A 16,777-nucleotide genomic window follows, 5' to 3' on the forward strand; every position below is an offset into this window, starting at 1 on the left:
GGCTACCCCTCCCAGGGGGCGAGGAGCGCGGCGACCTGCTCGGGCACCAGGTTCGGTGGCGCACCCCACACCCGGCGGGCGGCGTTCACCTTCTTCGTCAACCGCAGGATGAGAAGGTCCCGCTCCTCCCTCGTGGAGGCCGCAAGCTGCTTCGAGTAGCGGACCGTGTCCACAATCGCCGATTTGATCCGCTCGTGCGCCGCGTACAGGTCGAGGTCGTCGGAAGAACCCGCCGTGGATCGCTCCGGAAAGGTCTCCCGCCACAGCCCGAGAACCTCGGCCCGTTGATCGTCCGGATAGTCCATCTTGTGGAAGTGAATGGCGATTTCGTACACCGGGTCTCCCCACAGGGCCAGTTCCCAGTCGAGGAACCAGGTGACCCCGTCCGCCACGATCATGTTTTTGCGGTGGAGATCAGCATGGAGCACCGCGAAGGGACGCGACGTGAGAGATTCCCACCGCGGCTCGATGACCGCCAGGGGATCATCAGGGATACCGAGGCCGACGAAGGCCTCCCGGTACTCGTCGCGGTACGTGGTGTGGACCTGCCGGGTGAGCCGCGCCAGCAGGCGGGCGAAGCCGCCGCTGTCGCCGGAAGCCGGCCAGTGCGCGGGCAGCGGGGGCGCCTTCTCCGCGGGAATCCGGCCCAGCTGGTCCAGCAGCGCCACCACATCGCCGATGACGTGCGGCGGGACGGAAACGCCCCGGGGAGAGAGCCCATCGAGGACACTCCCCTCGATGAAGTGGTGGACCTGGAAGCGGGGGTCCTCGGACACGTGGCGCAGCTCCGGCGCCCGGACGACGTACGGCCGGATACAGGTCAGGACGTCCTCCTCGCGCCACAGCCGCAAGTCCATGGTGTCGGCGGCCGCCAGCGGAATCCGCACGTTGACCTTACCGTCGGCCGTCCGGACCCCCACGTTGCGGTTGTAGTAGCCGGCGGCGGCGCCCTCCGCCTCTCGTGCCTGCCCGTAGAGCCGCAACCAGGTCATGAGTCCACCTCGACGAACATCGACAGGACGTGCTCCGTACGTTGCTCCAGCTCGTGAGCCGCCCCCAGAGGCCGGATGGTGGGGCGGGCCCGGTCTGCCGCCGCCGTGATGTCCGCGTCCGCGAGACCGATCAGCTCGGTCGCCCGGTGGATGGCGAGAATCAGTGAGGGGTAGACCTGGCAGACCTCGAACTCCCGAGTCGCGTGACGCAGGAGGGCGGACGCCGCCTCCGGCTCTCCTCTGCGCAGGAGCAGGAACGCGCGGAACATGTCGGCCCGTGCCCTGCCTGATCGGTAGCCGGCCCGGTCGAGGGCGGCATTGGCGTTGCGGAACGACAGTTCGGCCCGCTCAAGCTGCCCCATCCGGATCTGTGCGATGGCCATGGCGGTGTAAACCTTGCCGATCTCGTGCTGCGCGCCGAGTTCCCGTTGCACTTCCAAGGCGACTCCGGCTTCGGCGACGGCGGCCTCCGGATCGGTGAACGCAAGGAGCTCCGCCCGGTTCGTCCGGAGGTTGGCCAGGCCGATCACCGCGTCCACCGCGCGATACTCCTGCTCAGCCTGCAGCAGCAGGTCCTGGGCTCGTGCGAAGTCCATGAGGAACCGGTGTCCGAGGTGCATCAGCCGCTTCAAATCTCCGCGGATGACCCGTTCCTCGGGGGAACAGATGGCGTAGACCTCCTCGGCTAGAGCGAAAGCCCCCTGGAAGTCGCCCTGCCACATGCGGATGTCCGCGACGCACAATCCCGCCGATGTCCGGGCTTCGCCGGAGTGGTCCTCCCAGACCTGTTCGAAGATCCTCGCGGCCAGGGCACTCTCCCCGGCGATCCTGCGGGCATTTGCGCCGGCCAGCGCCAGCCGGGCGGCCACCACCGACCGGGCGGACGTTTCCCGCACGGGCGTCAGCGCCATGGCCGCGCCGGTGTCCCCCAGCTCCAGCCTGGATTCCGCATCCAGGCAGTCGGCGGCGTCCCGGATGGCCGCCACGGAGGAGGGGGCCTCCGTGTGATCGGCCGAGGCGGCGAGGTGATCCCTCAGGTCCTTGACCATTCCGTCGACCGCCTGCCGGCTGCTCATCCTGAGGGCTCGGTCCGCGTGCTTGAGGATTTCGTCCGGAGCCAGGTTTCCGGCCCGCAATCCGTGATAGACCGCCTCTCGGAGGGGGGACGAACGAGCCACGCCCCTTTCCTCCGCTCCCCTTTCCATACGGTCCGCGAGCCCCTCCCAATGCGCCCGGAGCACCGCGTGCGCCTCGCGTTTCACCGCGGGCGACAGATGCCCTTGGAGCGCCGAGACCATCAGTTGGTGGAGCCGGTACCAACCCAGAGGCAACGGGTACGCGAAGGAGTAGGCCGTGAGCGACTCCCAGGTCAGCAGGTTCGCCGGCAGGTCGAAGTGCCGGCCGACCGTCCGGAACACTTCCAGGTCGAAGGTCCGGGCGATACTGAGCAGTTCGAGGATCCTGACCTCGTCAGGAGCCACGTGCTGCAGGAACCGTTGCACGATTTCCTCCGACGTTCCGGCGTCCTCCGTACGGTCGGGGTTCTGCACGTGGGTGTCCACGGCCAAGTGCAGGTAGAACGGGACACCGGCGCTGGCTTCGGCGATCGACCGTTGTCGCGGGATCTCCGTGATCCCCGCCTGGTTCAACAGGTCGAGTCGCGCGGCCATCGGCAGGCCCTCCACGCGCGCCCGGCGGATCACCGCGTCCCATTCCTTGTCGTACGCCGTCCACGGCAGCGCCTCCCGACTCGCCAGCACGGTGAGGCCTCCCTGCAGCTGTCCCAGCAGATCGCGCAGCCAGGCGTCCGAGGCGAAACTGCGGCCGCCGGGGATCGGTGCGGGCACCATGGCCTCGTAGGCGTCGACGTACAGCACGAACGGCTGCTCTTGGGCCGACTGGCGCAGATCCTCGGCGAACAGGTACGTCACCGCGTGGCCCAGTTCCGCGTTGGAGAGGCTGTCGAGTTCCTGGAGCGTGGAGTCCGCTTCGATCCGATGCCTGCGCTGGCGATTGGCGATCGCCCGACCTGTGAGCCTGACCAGGCCCGCCGCAGTCCCGAAGACCGGCAGCCCCATGGCATCGTCCAGGATCTTCGAGAGCACCTCGCTCTCCTCGGCGAAGGGAGTGTTTTTCCGATCCATTTGCAACTGGGGATGGACTCTCTGCCACAGGACCGCGTAGGCGATGTCGAATCGGTCGAACTTCACGCCTTGCGCTCCGAATTCGGTGCGGAGCACGGCCAGGGCGTCCTCTTGCTGCCGCAAGGCCGGCAGCTGGAGGTCCAGCCGGGCCGATCGGTAACGGTCGGGCGTGCGGTGGCGCAGCTCCTGCAACAGGCGGGACTTGCCGATGCCGCCTACACCCACGACGTTGAGGATCCTCGGGCGTTCCGAGATCCCCTCCAGCTCCTCGTCGTACACGGCGAGCAGTCCTTCACGGTTGAAGAACTGCCGCTGTAATGCGGAGACCCGTCGATAGCGTGGCCTGATGGACATGGCGACTCCCCCTCGAACCCCTGTGATACGAAGGCGAGACTACCCACACCATCACGTGACTCACCCGGACTAAAGTCACCCGAACGAGCTTGCCCTGCAAGGCTGTTCGACTGATCAGTCCCGGGACAGGCCCAGGCGGGTGCGGAGGGGGATGCGTTCGTCCGTGGCGACGGCGGCCGCGCCGTCGGTGACCGTTTCGTAGACGGCCAGGATGTCCGCGCCGACCGTGGACCAGTCGAAGCGGCGTACGTGCGCCGAGCCGCGGGCGCTGAGTTCCGCGCGGCGCGCCGGGTCGTGGAGGAGCCGGACCGCGGCGGCGGCCAGGGCGTCGGAGTCCTCGTTGGCGAAGAGGTCGCCCGCCCGGCCCTGGTCCAGGACCTGGGCGAACGCGTCCAGGTCGGAGGCCAGGACCGCCGCCCCCGCCGACAGCGCCTCGACCAGGATGATCCCGAAGCTCTCGCCGCCCGTGTTCGGGGCGACGTACACGTCGACGCTGCGCAGCAGCCGGGCCTTGTCCTCGTCGGAGACCATGCCCAGGAACTCCACCCGGGAGCGCAGGGCGGCCGGCAAGGACGCCACCGCCTCCTCCTCGTCGCCGCGGCCGGCCACCAGGAGGCGTACGTCGGGGCATTCCTCGACGATCCGCGGGAACGCCGCCATCAGCACGGGCAGGCCCTTGCGCGGCTCGTCGATGCGGCCGATGAAGCCGAGGGTCCTGCCGCCCCACTCCGCCTTCGGCTCGGCGGAGGCGAAGAAGTCCACGTCCACCCCGTTCGGGATGACCACCGCGTCTCCGCCCAGGTGCTCCACCAGCGTGCGCCGCGCGTACTCGCTCACCGCGATCCGGGCGCTGATCTTCTCCAGGGCCGGCTGGAGGATCGGGTAGGCCGCGATCATCGCCCGCGAGCGCGGGTTGGAGGTGTGGAAGGTGGCCACGATCGGCCCCTGCGCCGCCCAGCAGGACAGCAGCCCCAGCGACGGGGAGGCCGGCTCGTGGATGTGGATCACGTCGAAGACGCCGTCGTGGAGCCAGCGCCGTACCCGGGCCGCCGACAGGAAGCCGAAGTTCAGCCGGGCGACGGACCCGTTGTAGGGCACCGGCACCGCCCGTCCCGCCGAGACCACGTACGGCGGCAGCGGGGTCTCGTCGTCCGCGGGGGCGAGGACCGACACCTGGTGGCCGAGGCGGATCAGGTGCTCCGCCAGGTCCCGGATGTGGAACTGGACGCCGCCCGGCACGTCCCACGAGTACGGGCACACGATGCCGATCTTCACTAGGCGCGCTCCTCCAGATCGTCCAGCCACAGCCGCTGCAACATGTGCCAGTCCTCGGGGTGTGCCGCGATGCCCGCGGCGAACGCGTCGGCGACCGCCTGCGTCATGACGGCGGTCTTCTCGGTCCGGGTGCCGGTCTCCGGGACCGACACCTCGGGGTGGATCCGCCCGTACATCCGCGGGGTCTCGCCGTAGTACAGGGTGGCCGGCAGCAGCGCCGCCCCGGTCTGCTGCGCCAGCAGCGCGGGCCCGGCCGGCATCCGCGCGGCCGCGCCGAAGAAGTCCACCTCGACCCCGGAGGCGGACAGGTCCCGGTCGGCGACCAGACAGACCAGGCCGCCCGAGCGGAGCCGGCGCGCGAGCGTGCCGAAGGCGGCCCCGCCGCTGTGCGGCAGCACCTCCATGCCCAGGCTCTCGCGGTAGGCAACGAACCGGTCGTACAGGGACTCCGGCTTGAGCCGTTCGGCGACCGTCGTGAACGGGATGCCGAGGTGGCTGGTGGCCCAGGCCCCGGCCAGGTCCCAGTTCGCCAGGTGCGGCAGGGCAACGATGACCCCGCGACCCGAGGCGATCGCCTCGCGCAGGATGTCCTCGCCGGCCATCTCCACGTCGGTGGAGAACCGCCGCGCCTCCATCGCCGGCAGCCGGAAGGACTCCATCCAGTACCGCATGTACGAGCGCATGCCCGCCCGGGACAGCTCCCGCAGCCGCTCCGGGCCGGCGCCGGGCACGACCCTGGCCAGGTTCGACTCCAGCCGCAGCACGCTCTTGCCGCGCCGCTTCCACACGGAGTCGGCTATCCGCCGGCCCAAGGCCACCGCGGCCGGCTCCGGCAGCTTCTTGACGGCCGCCCAGCCGAGCCCGTACAGCCCGTCGACGAGCCGGTCCTGTGCCTTGCCCATCAGGCCGCGCCGCCTTCCGGCATGTGCGCCTCGGCGTCGGCCTCCGCCGCCTCCCGGCGTACGGTGACCACGCGCTGGACCAGCGTGACGAGCGAGCCCGCCGCCACCACCCACAGCGCGATCGGCAGCAGCACGCCGATCCAGGACGGCACGCCGAAGGTCTGCAGCCCGGACAGACCGGCCGCGACCAGCGTGATCACCAGCCGCTCGGCGCGCTCGACGAGCCCGTTGACGGCGACCGGCAGTCCGATCGCCTCGCCGCGGGCCTTGGTGTACGAGACCACCTGCCCGCTGGCCAGGCAGAAGATCGCCACCGCGCACAGCACGTTGTCGTGGCCGGAGCCCGCGTACCAGAGCGCGAGTCCGCCGAAGATCGCCGCGTCCGCCACCCGGTCGAGGGTGGAGTCGAGGAACGCGCCCCAGCGGCTGGAGACCCCGGCCTGGCGGGCCATGTTCCCGTCCACCAGGTCGGAGAACACGAACAGGGTGATGGTGATCGTGCCCCAGAAGAACTCGCCCCTGGGGAAGAAGACCAGCGCTCCCGCCACCACTCCGGCCGTGCCGATCAGCGTGACCGCGTCCGGGCTCACCCCCCGACGGAGGAGAAAAGCGGCGAATGGCGTGAGAACACGCGTGAAGAATGCACGCGCGTACTTGTTCAGCATGGCCTTCCCGGAGGGTCGCTGGGCCGCACGGCCCCATCGGCCACCGGCTGGCCCATCGTAGCCAGCGCCCCGGACCCCTACGGCCCCGCACCCACCGGTTCGGGCCGGACAATCCGCGCGCCACCCCCGCTTCACGCTCCGGACGGGCCCCAGTACGACGTATGGACGCAGTGTGACGGCGGTGCAAAGCTCGAAGAACCCCAGTCACCCCTCCTCACCGCGACACCGGGAGGCACGAACACCATGGGAGCCACATCACACCAAGCCGGGGCCGCCGGCAGGGCACTGACGGCCGACCGCCCCGCATCCGTACGGAACGTCGTGCTGGTCGGCCACAGCGGCGCCGGGAAGACCACGCTGGTCGAAGCCCTCGCCCTGACCGCGGGGGCCGTGAACAGGGCCGGACGGGTCGAGGACGGCGGCACCGTCTCCGACTACGACGAGATCGAACAGCGCCGCCAGCGCTCCATCCAGCTCTCCCTCGTCCCCGTCGAATGGGGCGGAATCAAGATCAACGTGCTCGACACCCCCGGATACGCCGACTTCGTCGGGGAACTCAGGGCCGGTCTGCGCGCCGCGGACGCGGCCCTCTTCGTCGTCTCGGCCGCCGACGGGATCGACGGGGCCACCCGGATGGTGTGGGACGAATGCGAGGCCGTGGGCATGCCCAGGGCCATCGTCATCACCCATTTGGAGGCAGCCCGGGCGGATTACACGCAGATGACCTCGGTCTGCGGCGAGATCTTCGGCGGCGACGACCCGGACGCCGTCATCCCGCTCTACCTGCCCCTGCACGGCCCCGCCGGGCCCGACGGGCACGCACCCGTCACCGGCCTGCTCGGGCTGCTGTCCCAGCGGGTCTACGACTACACCTCCGGCGAGCGCACCGAACGCGACCCCGACCCCGCCGAGCTCGCGCTGATCTCGCAGGCCCGCTCCCGCCTGATCGAGGGGATCATCGCGGAGAGCGAGGACGAGACCCTCATGGACCGCTACCTCGGCGGCGAGGACATCGACCTCAAGACCCTGATCGACGACCTGGAGCGGGCCGTCGCGCGCGGCACCTTCCACCCCGTCCTGATGGCGGCGCCCGCCGCCGAAGGGGCCCGCCAGGGCCTGGGCACCGTCGAACTCCTCGAACTGGTCACCGGCGGCTTCCCCACCCCGCTCGAACGCGCCCCCCTCACCGTCACCGCCCCCGACGGCGCCGCCCGCCCCGACGTCACCTGCGACCCGGACGGGCCGCTCCTGGCCGAGGTGGTCAAGACCTCCTCCGACCCCTACGTGGGCCGCGTCTCCCTCGTCCGCGTCTTCTCGGGCACCCTGCGCCCGGAGGAGACCGTGCACGTCAGCGGGCACGGTCTGGCCGACCGCGGCCACGAGGACCACGACGTCGACGAGAGGATCGGCGCCCTGACCTCCCCGTTCGGCAAGCAGCAGCGCACCCTCACCCACGTCATCGCGGGTGACCTGGCGTGCGTGGCGAAACTGAGCCGGGCCGAGACCGGCGACACCCTCTCCGCCAAGGACGGCCCGCTCCTGATGGAGCCCTGGCCGATGCCCGAACCGCTCCTGCCCCTCGCCATCGAGGCCCACAGCAAGGCCGACGAGGACAAGCTCTCCCAGGGCCTGGCCCGGCTCGTCGCCGAGGACCCGACCATGCGGCTGGAGCAGAACCCGCACACCGGCCAGCTCGTGCTGTGGTGCCTGGGGGAAGCCCACCAGGACGTCGCCCTGGAGCGGCTGCGCACCCGCTACGGGGTCCAGGTCGACCCCGTGCCCCACAAGGTGAGCCTGCGCGAGACCTTCGGCGCCAAGGCGGCCGGGCGCGGCCGGCACGTCAAACAGTCCGGCGGCCACGGCCAGTTCGCCATCTGCGAGATCGAGGTCGAACCCCTCCCGCCGGGCAGCGGCATCGAGTTCGTGGACAAGGTCGTCGGCGGATCCGTGCCGCGGCAGTTCATCCCGTCCGTGGAGAAGGGCGTACGCGCCCAGGCCGCCCGCGGAGTGGCGGCCGGCTATCCGCTGGTCGACGTACGGGTCACCCTGCTCGACGGCAAGGCGCACTCGGTGGACTCCTCCGACGCCGCGTTCCAGACCGCGGGCGCCCTCGCCCTGCGCGAAGCCGCTGCCGAGGCCTCCATCCACCTGCTGGAGCCCGTCGCGGAACTCGACGTCCTGGTCCCGGACGAGTACGTCGGCCCCGTGATGAGCGACCTGGCGGGCCGCCGCGGCCGCGTCGTGGGCACCGACCAGGCCGGCCCCGGCAGGACCCGGGTCCGCGCCGAGATCCCCGAGATCGAGATCGGCCGGTACGCGGTGGAGCTGCGCTCCGTGTCGCACGGCACGGGCGGGTTCAGCCGTACGTACGCCCGGCACGAGCCGATGCCCCCGCAGCTGGCGGACAAGGTTCGCGAACGGGCGGAGAAGGGAAGTTAACCGACATAGCACATGGGATGCCGCCTGCTCAACCTTGTTGCGGTGGGCGGTATTTCCCTGTCCCATACCAAGGGGTGGGTCCCGCCGATAGGCTCTCGACCGGGGCAGAGCGCAGGCGCGGCACAACGCATGACGGTACGTCGATGGGGGCAACGGTGGCGGACGACGGTTTCGACTTCAGGCCCGGGGCACAGATCCCGCTCCAGGGGGGCGGTGGGCAGACCGCCGCGACCAACGCGCTCGCCTCCGCCGCCTACCGCGACGGCAAGGTCGACGAGATCCTCAAGGCCAACAACGAGTACCACGAGTCGAAGGTCAAGCCGGGCAAGATCTCCCTCTTGGAACCCAACCTCGGCGAGGCCTTCTGCCGGGCCGTGGAGGCCCGCACCCTGGGCGCCGCCCGCAAACCCCTGATCCAGTCCTTCGGCGCCGACCCGCAGACCGTGGTGGAGCACTGCCTGGCAGCGTCCCGCATCCGCAAGGAGCGCGACCGCAAGCTGCGCCTGATCACCCTGGTGTGCGGGGTGGTGTTCCTGCCCGGGCTGATGCTCTGGCTGGGCCTGTTCCAGCTCCGCAAGTGGCTCGCCAAGGGCAAGCGCGGGTCCTGGGCGGGCACCGCGCTCCTGGTCGGCGTGGGCGTCGTCATCGCCGTACTGATGTTCCGGCTGCCGTTCACCGGGTTCTTCGGCCTCTACCTGCGCGCCATGGTCATCGCCCCGGCCGTGGGCTGGTTCGTGGCCCGCCGGCTCTGCGAGACCACCGCCGCCGACATGCGCTCGCGCTGGGACGGGCTGCTCGGCGGCGGCGGGGTCGCCGCGAAGATCCCGGAGGCGGTGCCCGGCAACCCCGACGAGAAGGCCCGCGAGGACCTGCGCCGCCAGCTGGCGAGGCTGACCGCCGAAGACCGCAGCAATTCCGTCTTCTACGCCGGCCCCAAGGGCATCCTCGGCATGGGCACCCGCTGGGGCAGCTGGCAGATGGCCGAGGAACTGGTCCCGAGGACCGAGGGCGCCGAGATCCACCCGTTCCGCAGCTGGGACGTCATACGCGCGATCGACACCGAACTGCGCAAGCTGGAGCGCGGCCCCCTGCACACCGGAGGCTTCCCGACCGCCTCGATCCAGCACTGGATCGTCACGCCGATCGGCGAGGGCGCCACCGAAGTGGCCCGCCCCACCGGCGAGGACGTCGACACCTTCCTGGTGAAGCCGCACGAGATCACCCGGATCTGCAACGAGCAGCAGTTCAGCGCCGGCAACCGGCACTACCTGGGCATCCAGTACCCGCTCTGGGACGGCCAGCTGGTGATCACGATGATGGTGACCGTCACCGTGCTGTACAAGACCCTCCGCGTGGACGTCACCGCGCACGCGCTCGGTCCCGTGCACGGCCTGTTCACCACGAAGTCCGCGCCCAAGACGGTCGAGGTCGCCAAGTCCGTCCGGTTCTGGGAGACGGTGGAGCGCCGGCTGCCGCTGGTGGACGCCGACGAGGTGGTACGGCTGGCCGTGCGCGCCCCGCTGACCTGGTACCCGCCGCTCCTGGACTACCTGGGCGGCAAGCTGATCCTCCCGGAGCCCTTCGGCGTCCGCCACGTCTGGGCGGGCTCCATGTGGCGCCACCGGTTCATGGCCGACGACGCCCTGCGCACGGTGACGCCGGTGCTGCGGGCGGTGCACGCCGCCGCGTTCCGGGTGCTGGAGGAGAACGGCGTGGACACCGAGCGCTTCACGAACCGCTCGTCCATCATGAGCGGCCTCATCCAGGAGCCCGCCCCGCGCAAGGCGGACGTCTACGACGCGTAGGCCCGGGCCGGCCGGTCAGCCGACCAGAGGTCAGTCGGCCGGCCAGGCCTCCGCGAGCATCCGGCGGGTGTCCGCGAGGAGCTGGGGCAGCACCTTGGTGTGGCCGACCACCGGCATGAAGTTCGTGTCCCCGCCCCAGCGGGGCACGATGTGCTGGTGCAGGTGCGCGGCGATGCCGGCCCCCGCCGCCGCGCCCTGGTTCATGCCGATGTTGAAGCCGTGCGCCCCCGAAGCCTTGCGCAGCGCGGTCATGGCCCGTTTGGTGAGCTCGGCGAGCTCGGCCGTCTCGGGGCCGTCCAGCTCGGTGTAGTCGGCGACGTGCCGGTACGGGACGACCATCAGGTGGCCGCCGTTGTACGGGTAGAGGTTCAGCACGGCGTACACGTGCTTGCCCCGGGCCACGATCAGGCCGTCCTCGTCGGACATCTCCGGAATCCCGCAGAAGGGACAGCCGTCCCCGGCCTCCGGGCCGGTCGGCTTGTTCTCGCCCTGGATGTAGGCCATCCGGTGGGGCGTCCACAGACGCTGGAACGCGTCCTGCGTACCCACACCGATCTGCTGCTCCGGCTCACTCGTCATGGGATGCAGCATATGACCTTGCCCCCGCTGGGCGTGTCGCCGGGGCGGACACCGGCCGGGGACCGGCGATGCTGGGCGGATGCACGACGATCCGCCGACCCGCGAGGAGCTCTGGGAGCGCCGTACCGAGCTGCCGCTGTTCTACGCCTCCCTGCTCTTCATCACCGGGTACGCGGTGCGCGTGCTCGCCCCCCGGAGCGAACACCTGTGGCGGGACGGGGCGGGGCTCGTGGTCCTGCTGACCTGGCTGTGCTTCATCGGGGACTACGGGGTGCGGCTGGTGCTCAGCGGCGGCCGGCCGCTGCGTTTCGTGCGCCGGCACTGGCTGGACACCCTGATCGTCGTGTTGCCCACCCTGCGGCCGCTGCGCATGGTCAAGGTCCACGACGCCATCCAGGCCCGCCGGGAGCGGCCGCGCCGGGGGCTGTACCAGCGGGTGATCATGTACGCCGGTCTCTCGGCCGTCCTGCTCGGCTTCTCCGGGGCGCTCGGCGTCTACCACCAGGAGCACCAGGACCCGCACTCCTCCATCCGCACGTTCGGGGACGCGGTGTGGTGGGTGTGCGAGACGCTGACGACGGTGGGGTACGGCGACGTGACCCCGGTGACCCCGGTAGGCCGGCTGATCGCGGTCGGGCTGATGGTGTGCGGGCTCGCGCTGCTGGGCGCGGTGACGGGCAGCTTCTCGTCCTGGCTGATCCAGGTCTTCCGCCAGGAGGACGAGGAGGAGCCTCCGGGGAACCGAAGTTCGCCGGAGGCTCCTTGAAGGGGCCGTGCCGGCCAGAGCGGGCCGGCCGGGCCGTGCCGGTCAGACCTGGACGCGGTCCTCGACGACCTGGGCCAGCTTGGCCAGCGCCTCGTCCTTGGCGATGCCGTTCTCCTGCGAACCGTCGCGGTAGCGGAAGGAGACGGTGCCGGCGGCCATGTCCTCGTCACCGACGATGATCATGAACGGGACCTTGAGCTTCTGGTGGTTCCTGATCTTCTTCTGCATGCGGTCGGAGGAGGCGTCCACCTCGACGCGCAGCCCCTTCTTCTTCGCCGCGGCGGCGAACTCCTGGAGGTACTCCACGTGCCCGTCGCCGATCGGGATGCCGACCGCCTGGACCGGGGCCAGCCACGGCGGCATGGCGCCCGCGTAGTGCTCCAGCAGTACGGCGAAGAACCGCTCGATGGAGCCGAACAGGGCGCGGTGGATCATGACCGGCCGCTGGCGGGAGCCGTCGGACGCGGTGTACTCCAGGTTGAACCGCTCCGGGAGGTTGAAGTCGAGCTGGACGGTCGACATCTGCCAGGTACGGCCGATGGCGTCACGCGCCTGCACGGAGATCTTCGGGCCGTAGAAGGCCGCGCCGCCCGGGTCGGGGGTCAGCGGGAGGCCCTGCTTCTCGGCGACCGACTGGAGGACCGCGGTGGCCTCCTCCCACGCCTCGTCCGAGCCGACGTACTTCTCCGGGTCCTTGGTGGACAGCTCCAGGTAGAAGTCGTTCAGGCCGTAGTCGCGCAGCAGGTCGAGCACGAAGGTGAGGGTGCGGTCGAGCTCCTCGGCCATCTGCTCGCGGGTGCAGTAGATGTGCGCGTCGTCCTGGGTGAAGCCGCGGGCACGGGTCAGACCGTGCACGACGCCCGACTTCTCGTAACGGTAGACCGTGCCGAACTCGAACAGCCGCAGGGGCAGTTCGCGGTAGGAGCGGCCGCGCGCGTCGAAGATCAGGTTGTGCATCGGGCAGTTCATGGGCTTGAGGTAGTAGTCGGTACCACCGTCGAGCTGCATGGGGGGGTACATGCCCTCCGCGTACCAGTCCAGGTGACCGCTCTTCTCGAAGAGCGCGCCCTTGGTGGCGTGCGGCGAGTACACGAACTCGTAGTCGTGCTCCTCGTGCTTCTTGCGGCTGTAGTCCTCCATGACCCGGCGGATGATGCCGCCGCGGGGGTGGAAGACGGCCAGGCCGGAGCCGATCTCGTCCGGGATGGAGAAGAGGTCCAGCTCGCTGCCGAGCTTGCGGTGGTCGCGCTTCTCGGCCTCGGCGAGGAAGTCGAGGTGCGCCTTGAGCTCGTCCTTGGAGGGCCAGGCGGTGCCGTAGATGCGCTGGAGCATCGGGTTCTTCTCGCTGCCGCGCCAGTAGGCGGCGGCGTTGCGCATCAGCTTGAACGCCGGGATGTTGCGGGTGGTGGGCAGGTGGGGACCGCGGCAGAGGTCCTTCCAGCACAGCTCGCCGGTCTTCGCGTCCAGGTTGTCGTAGATGGTCAGCTCGCCGCCGCCCACCTCGACGTTCGCACCGTCGTCGGTCGAGGCGGAGCCCTTGATGCCGATGAGCTCCAGCTTGTACGGCTCGTCGGCGAGCTCCTCGCGGGCCGCCTCGTCGGTGACCACGCGGCGGGAGAACTTCTGGCCCCGCTTCTGGATCTCCTGCATCTTCTTCTCGATGGCCTTGAGGTCATCGGGGGTGAAGGGCTTCGCGACGTCGAAGTCGTAGTAGAAGCCGTTCTGGACCGGCGGGCCGATGCCCAGCTTGGCTTCGGGGAAGAGTTCCTGCACGGCCTGCGCCATGACGTGCGCGGTCGAGTGGCGCAGGATGTTCAGGCCGTCCTCGGAGGAGATCTCCACCGGCTCGACGGACTCGCCGTCCCTCACCTCGTACGAGAGGTCCTTGAGCTCGCCCGCGATGCGCGCGGCCACGACGGTGCGCTCGCCGGCGAAGAGCTCGGCCGCCGTAGTGCCCGTGGCCACCACGCGCTCGTCCCGCTCGGAATCGCGTTGGATGATCACACGGACGTCTGACACCGGTCTCTCCTGAACTCTGGGGGTGCGCGAGCGAACACTGCGCGCCTGAATCGTACCGAGCGTTGTGGCCGCGCCGCTAAACGGTTACTGCCGGGCCCGCCCCACGGGGGCCCGGTGCCCGGCCCGGGCCGCCGGGTGCGGCGGCGCCCCTCCACGCCCGGACAACCGTGCGGGAAGGCCACACCGGGGCGCGGCCCCGGTGGACGTGGTGCTTCCCTTCACGGGCGCGGGCGGCCCGTGGGGGGCCCGCGCCCGCCCGCTACTGTGGGCCGACCGCCCTAATCCGCCGGAGGGAACCGTATGGCGAGCCCGCAGATCCGTCCGCTGGACCTGGCCGACGAGGCCACCGCGGCCGCCGTGTTCCGGATCGGGCGCGACTCCTACGCGGTGGAGGCCGGGCTGATCGGCTTCGACGGCATCCCGGCGCTGCGCGAGAGCCTCCCCGAGATGCGGGCGCAGGACCTGAGGTGGGTCGGCGCCGTCTCCGGGACCGGGGAGCTCACGGGATTCCTCGCCTGGGAGGACCGGGCCGACGGCGGAGTCTGCATCGACCGGCTCTGCGTGGCACCGGCCTGGTTCCGCCGGGGCATCGCCTCCCTGCTGCTGCGCCACGCGCTGACCGAGCTCTTCCCGGGCCGCCCGGTCGAGGTCACCACGGGCGCCGCCAACGTCCCCGCGGTGGGGCTCTACGAACGGCTGGGCTTCGACCGCGGCGAGGACTTCTCCCCCGCCCCGGGCCTGCGCATGGCCTCCTTCACGCGCGCCCCGGCCGGGGCCTAGGGGGTGTCTGGCGGACCCGGGCCCGGGCATGATCCGCCAGACACCCCCTAGTCGTCGGAGGGCAGTGCGTCCGACGGGTCGAAGGACTCGTCCAGCGATTTCATCAGGCGGTCGCGCTCCACCTCGTCGAGCGGGACCGGGGTGACGTCGGTGGCGTCGGTCAGCCGGCGGAAGCCGCCCCGGCGCTGGAGCCGGCCGCTCACCCGGACCGGCAGACCCACCAGGTGGGCGTGGCCCGCGACCCGGTAGGCCTCCTCGTCCAGCTTGGCCCGTACGTAGGGCACCTCCACCCCCGCCAGCACCCGCAGCCGGACCGTCCCGCCGCCCCCCGGGGCCGAGCGCCGCATCCGGACCACCGCCCCGGCCAGGCGCACCGGGAGCGCCGGCTCGTCCCGGGTGTAGCGGGCCGCCGCCTCCCGCAGCACCGGCAGGTCGCCCGGGGAGAACTCCACCGGCTCCGGCCGCGCCGCGCACCCGGCGGGGACCCCGGCCGCCGGTGCCCAGGCCAGCGAGACGCGGGCCCCCTCGGAACCCCGTACGAGCGCGATCAGCGCGTCCGCGAGCTCCCGGCTGACCCCGGCCCCCACCGCCGCGTCGAAGGCGTCCATGCCGCCGGTGGCCCGCCGGTAGTCCACGGCTTCGCGCGCCGCGTGCAGGGCGTGGTGCAGCCGGGTCACCACGGCCCGCCCCCCGTCCACCGGGAGGTACGCGGTCAGCCGGCGGCCGCCCGGCGAGGGGCCCACGAGCACGCCGTCCAGCGCCCGCTCGGCCTGGGCGCGGTGCCGCGCGCCGTAGTACCCGGCCCGGGCGCGGGCGGCGAGCGCCCCGGCCAGCAGCAGCTGCCGGGCGGCCGAGCGGAGCTGCTCCTGCACGGGCCAGGCCTCCGCCCGGTGCGCCGCGTACGCGCCCTCGGGGAACTCCCGCTCCCAGTGGATCTCGTCGCTCGGCACGCTCAGCCCGAGCAGCACCTCCCTGGCCGCGGGCAGCCCGCCGCGCGAGAGGGCGGTCAGCGCCTCCTCCATGAGGTCTGCGCAGTCGGGGAAGGTCCGGCTCTCCGGCACGAGCAGGCTGGTGCCCGCCTGTCCGGGCGGGGTCCAGCGCCCGTACCGTCCGGCGGCGCCGCCCCGCCGCAGCCAGCCGTGCCGGTGCAGGAGCGCGCCGAGCACGGCCGGGTCGACGTGCGCCGCGTCGGGCGTCCCGCTCGACGCGGGGTCCGCGTACGGCGACGGGGACGACAGCGGTTCGAGACGTGGTGCGTTCCGGTTCATCAGGGTGTCCCTCCCGACCCGACCCGGGTCATGATCTCGCAGAGCGCCCGGTCGTCGAAGATCCGCGTGGTGGGGATCCGTACGGTGGTCCGGCGCCGGCCGGTCACGGGCTGCCCGGCGAGATTCGTCCAGTAGCAGCAGTGCCGCAGGTCGAGCCGGTCGTGCCCGGCGCTCAGCCACTGCCCGCGCTCCCGCGGGACGAGCATCACCACGAGGATCTTGTGGACGGCGACCGGCGTGCGGGCCAGCTTCACGAGGTGTTCGTTGTCGAGGGTGAAGCCGAAGGTGGCCCCGGCCGGCCGGGGCGGTATCTGGTAGGTCGCCTTCAACTGCACCTTGATGGTGACCTCGTCGTCGACGACGTGCTCGGACGCGCCGTGACTGACGTGCCAGTCGATGCCGTTGTCGGGAAAGGGCTGGGACAGCGAGCAGCCGGCCGCGGCGGCGACTGCGTGCAGGTAGCCCACCTGGAGGGTCTCCATGCAGGCGGTGGTGGCGAGGGAGCCGCGCAGCGGTCCGGTTCCCGCGTCCGTCCGCGGTCCGATCCGCCCCTGCAGCACCCCGCCCGGTTCGGGCTGCGCGAGCGCCATGGCCGGCTCCCCATGCCTTGCGGGCTCTGCCTCGTGAGGGGTGGTGGGGGTGACGCCCGATCAGGTGTGCGGTCCCCCAAGGAGGTTGTCTCCGCAGCAGAGGCCCGGCAAACGGCGTACGGGGCAAACAGCCCGGGTATCACCGTTTCGGGCAAGGGGGTGGCGAGCTCATGTCGCGCCCCATCTGCCGATCGGGGAC

General features: G+C 71.3%; 13 protein-coding genes. 4 read left to right on the forward strand and 9 right to left on the reverse strand.

Annotated elements, in window-relative coordinates; genetic code table 11:
* Nucleotides 1–2: 2 nt before the first annotated feature.
* The 5 genes from IE207_RS17565 to pgsA form a co-directional block, all read right to left on the reverse strand.
* Nucleotides 3–992 carry a phosphotransferase family protein gene (locus IE207_RS17565; protein WP_190185186.1) on the reverse strand — a complete coding sequence of 330 codons (990 nt, stop codon included), beginning with the start codon at nucleotides 990–992 and terminating at the stop codon, nucleotides 3–5.
* Nucleotides 989–3,415: an aminoglycoside phosphotransferase family protein gene (locus IE207_RS17570; RefSeq protein WP_190185187.1), complete on the reverse strand. Its 2,427-nt coding sequence runs from the start codon at nucleotides 3,413–3,415 to the stop codon at nucleotides 989–991. Before IE207_RS17570 ends, IE207_RS17565 begins: the two co-directional genes overlap by 4 nt.
* A gap of 189 nt (nucleotides 3,416–3,604) precedes the next feature.
* Entirely contained in the window at nucleotides 3,605–4,765 is a 1,161-nt protein-coding gene (locus IE207_RS17575; RefSeq protein ID WP_190185188.1) for a glycosyltransferase family 4 protein, read from the reverse strand.
* Nucleotides 4,765–5,667 carry a phosphatidylinositol mannoside acyltransferase gene (locus IE207_RS17580; RefSeq protein WP_190185189.1) on the reverse strand — a complete coding sequence of 301 codons (903 nt, stop codon included), beginning with the start codon at nucleotides 5,665–5,667 and terminating at the stop codon, nucleotides 4,765–4,767. Before IE207_RS17580 ends, IE207_RS17575 begins: the two co-directional genes overlap by 1 nt.
* Nucleotides 5,667–6,332, reverse strand: coding sequence for a phosphatidylinositol phosphate synthase (gene pgsA, locus IE207_RS17585; protein WP_190185190.1), 666 nt, complete (start codon nucleotides 6,330–6,332; stop codon nucleotides 5,667–5,669). The genes IE207_RS17580 and pgsA overlap by 1 nt, the downstream gene beginning before the upstream one ends.
* Before the next feature lie 243 nt (nucleotides 6,333–6,575).
* On the opposite strand from pgsA, the gene IE207_RS17590 reads away from it, so the two are divergent.
* Both IE207_RS17590 and IE207_RS17595 read left to right on the forward strand, forming a co-directional pair.
* Nucleotides 6,576–8,771 (forward strand): elongation factor G-like protein EF-G2, encoded by a 2,196-nt coding sequence (locus IE207_RS17590; RefSeq protein ID WP_190185191.1) that lies wholly within the window; start codon nucleotides 6,576–6,578, stop codon nucleotides 8,769–8,771.
* Nucleotides 8,772–8,914: 143 nt separating this feature from the next.
* The gene (locus tag IE207_RS17595; RefSeq protein ID WP_229873792.1) at nucleotides 8,915–10,576 is read left to right on the forward strand and encodes an AbeC-like domain-containing protein; all 1,662 of its coding nucleotides are present in this window, start codon (nucleotides 8,915–8,917) and stop codon (nucleotides 10,574–10,576) included.
* A 30-nt stretch (nucleotides 10,577–10,606) separates the two neighbouring features.
* On the opposite strand, the gene IE207_RS17600 is transcribed toward IE207_RS17595, so the two are convergent.
* Nucleotides 10,607–11,167 carry an HIT family protein gene (locus IE207_RS17600; RefSeq protein WP_190185192.1) on the reverse strand — a complete coding sequence of 187 codons (561 nt, stop codon included), beginning with the start codon at nucleotides 11,165–11,167 and terminating at the stop codon, nucleotides 10,607–10,609.
* 67 nt (nucleotides 11,168–11,234) lie between these two features.
* Here IE207_RS17600 and IE207_RS17605 point away from each other — a divergent pair, with 67 nt between their 5' ends.
* Nucleotides 11,235–11,921 carry a potassium channel family protein gene (locus IE207_RS17605; RefSeq protein WP_190185193.1) on the forward strand — a complete coding sequence of 229 codons (687 nt, stop codon included), beginning with the start codon at nucleotides 11,235–11,237 and terminating at the stop codon, nucleotides 11,919–11,921.
* Nucleotides 11,922–11,963: 42 nt separating this feature from the next.
* Here the strand turns inward: IE207_RS17605 and thrS are convergent, their stop codons facing one another.
* Complete coding sequence (gene thrS, locus IE207_RS17610; protein WP_190185194.1) at nucleotides 11,964–13,940, reverse strand: threonine--tRNA ligase; 1,977 nt, start codon at nucleotides 13,938–13,940, stop codon at nucleotides 11,964–11,966.
* A 300-nt stretch (nucleotides 13,941–14,240) separates the two neighbouring features.
* Between thrS and IE207_RS17615 the strand changes: the two genes are divergently transcribed.
* On the forward strand, nucleotides 14,241–14,720 hold the full coding sequence (locus tag IE207_RS17615) for a GNAT family N-acetyltransferase (RefSeq protein ID WP_190185195.1): 480 nt from the start codon (nucleotides 14,241–14,243) through the stop codon (nucleotides 14,718–14,720).
* A gap of 47 nt (nucleotides 14,721–14,767) precedes the next feature.
* On the opposite strand, the gene IE207_RS17620 is transcribed toward IE207_RS17615, so the two are convergent.
* Entirely contained in the window at nucleotides 14,768–15,988 is a 1,221-nt protein-coding gene (locus tag IE207_RS17620; RefSeq protein ID WP_190185196.1) for a hypothetical protein, read from the reverse strand.
* The gene (locus tag IE207_RS17625) at nucleotides 15,988–16,578 is read right to left on the reverse strand and encodes a DUF4365 domain-containing protein (protein ID WP_190185197.1); all 591 of its coding nucleotides are present in this window, start codon (nucleotides 16,576–16,578) and stop codon (nucleotides 15,988–15,990) included. The genes IE207_RS17620 and IE207_RS17625 overlap by 1 nt, the downstream gene beginning before the upstream one ends.
* Nucleotides 16,579–16,777: the final 199 nt, after the last annotated feature.

The organism is Streptomyces cirratus (assembly GCF_014650775.1).
Taxonomy (GTDB): domain Bacteria; phylum Actinomycetota; class Actinomycetes; order Streptomycetales; family Streptomycetaceae; genus Streptomyces; species Streptomyces cirratus.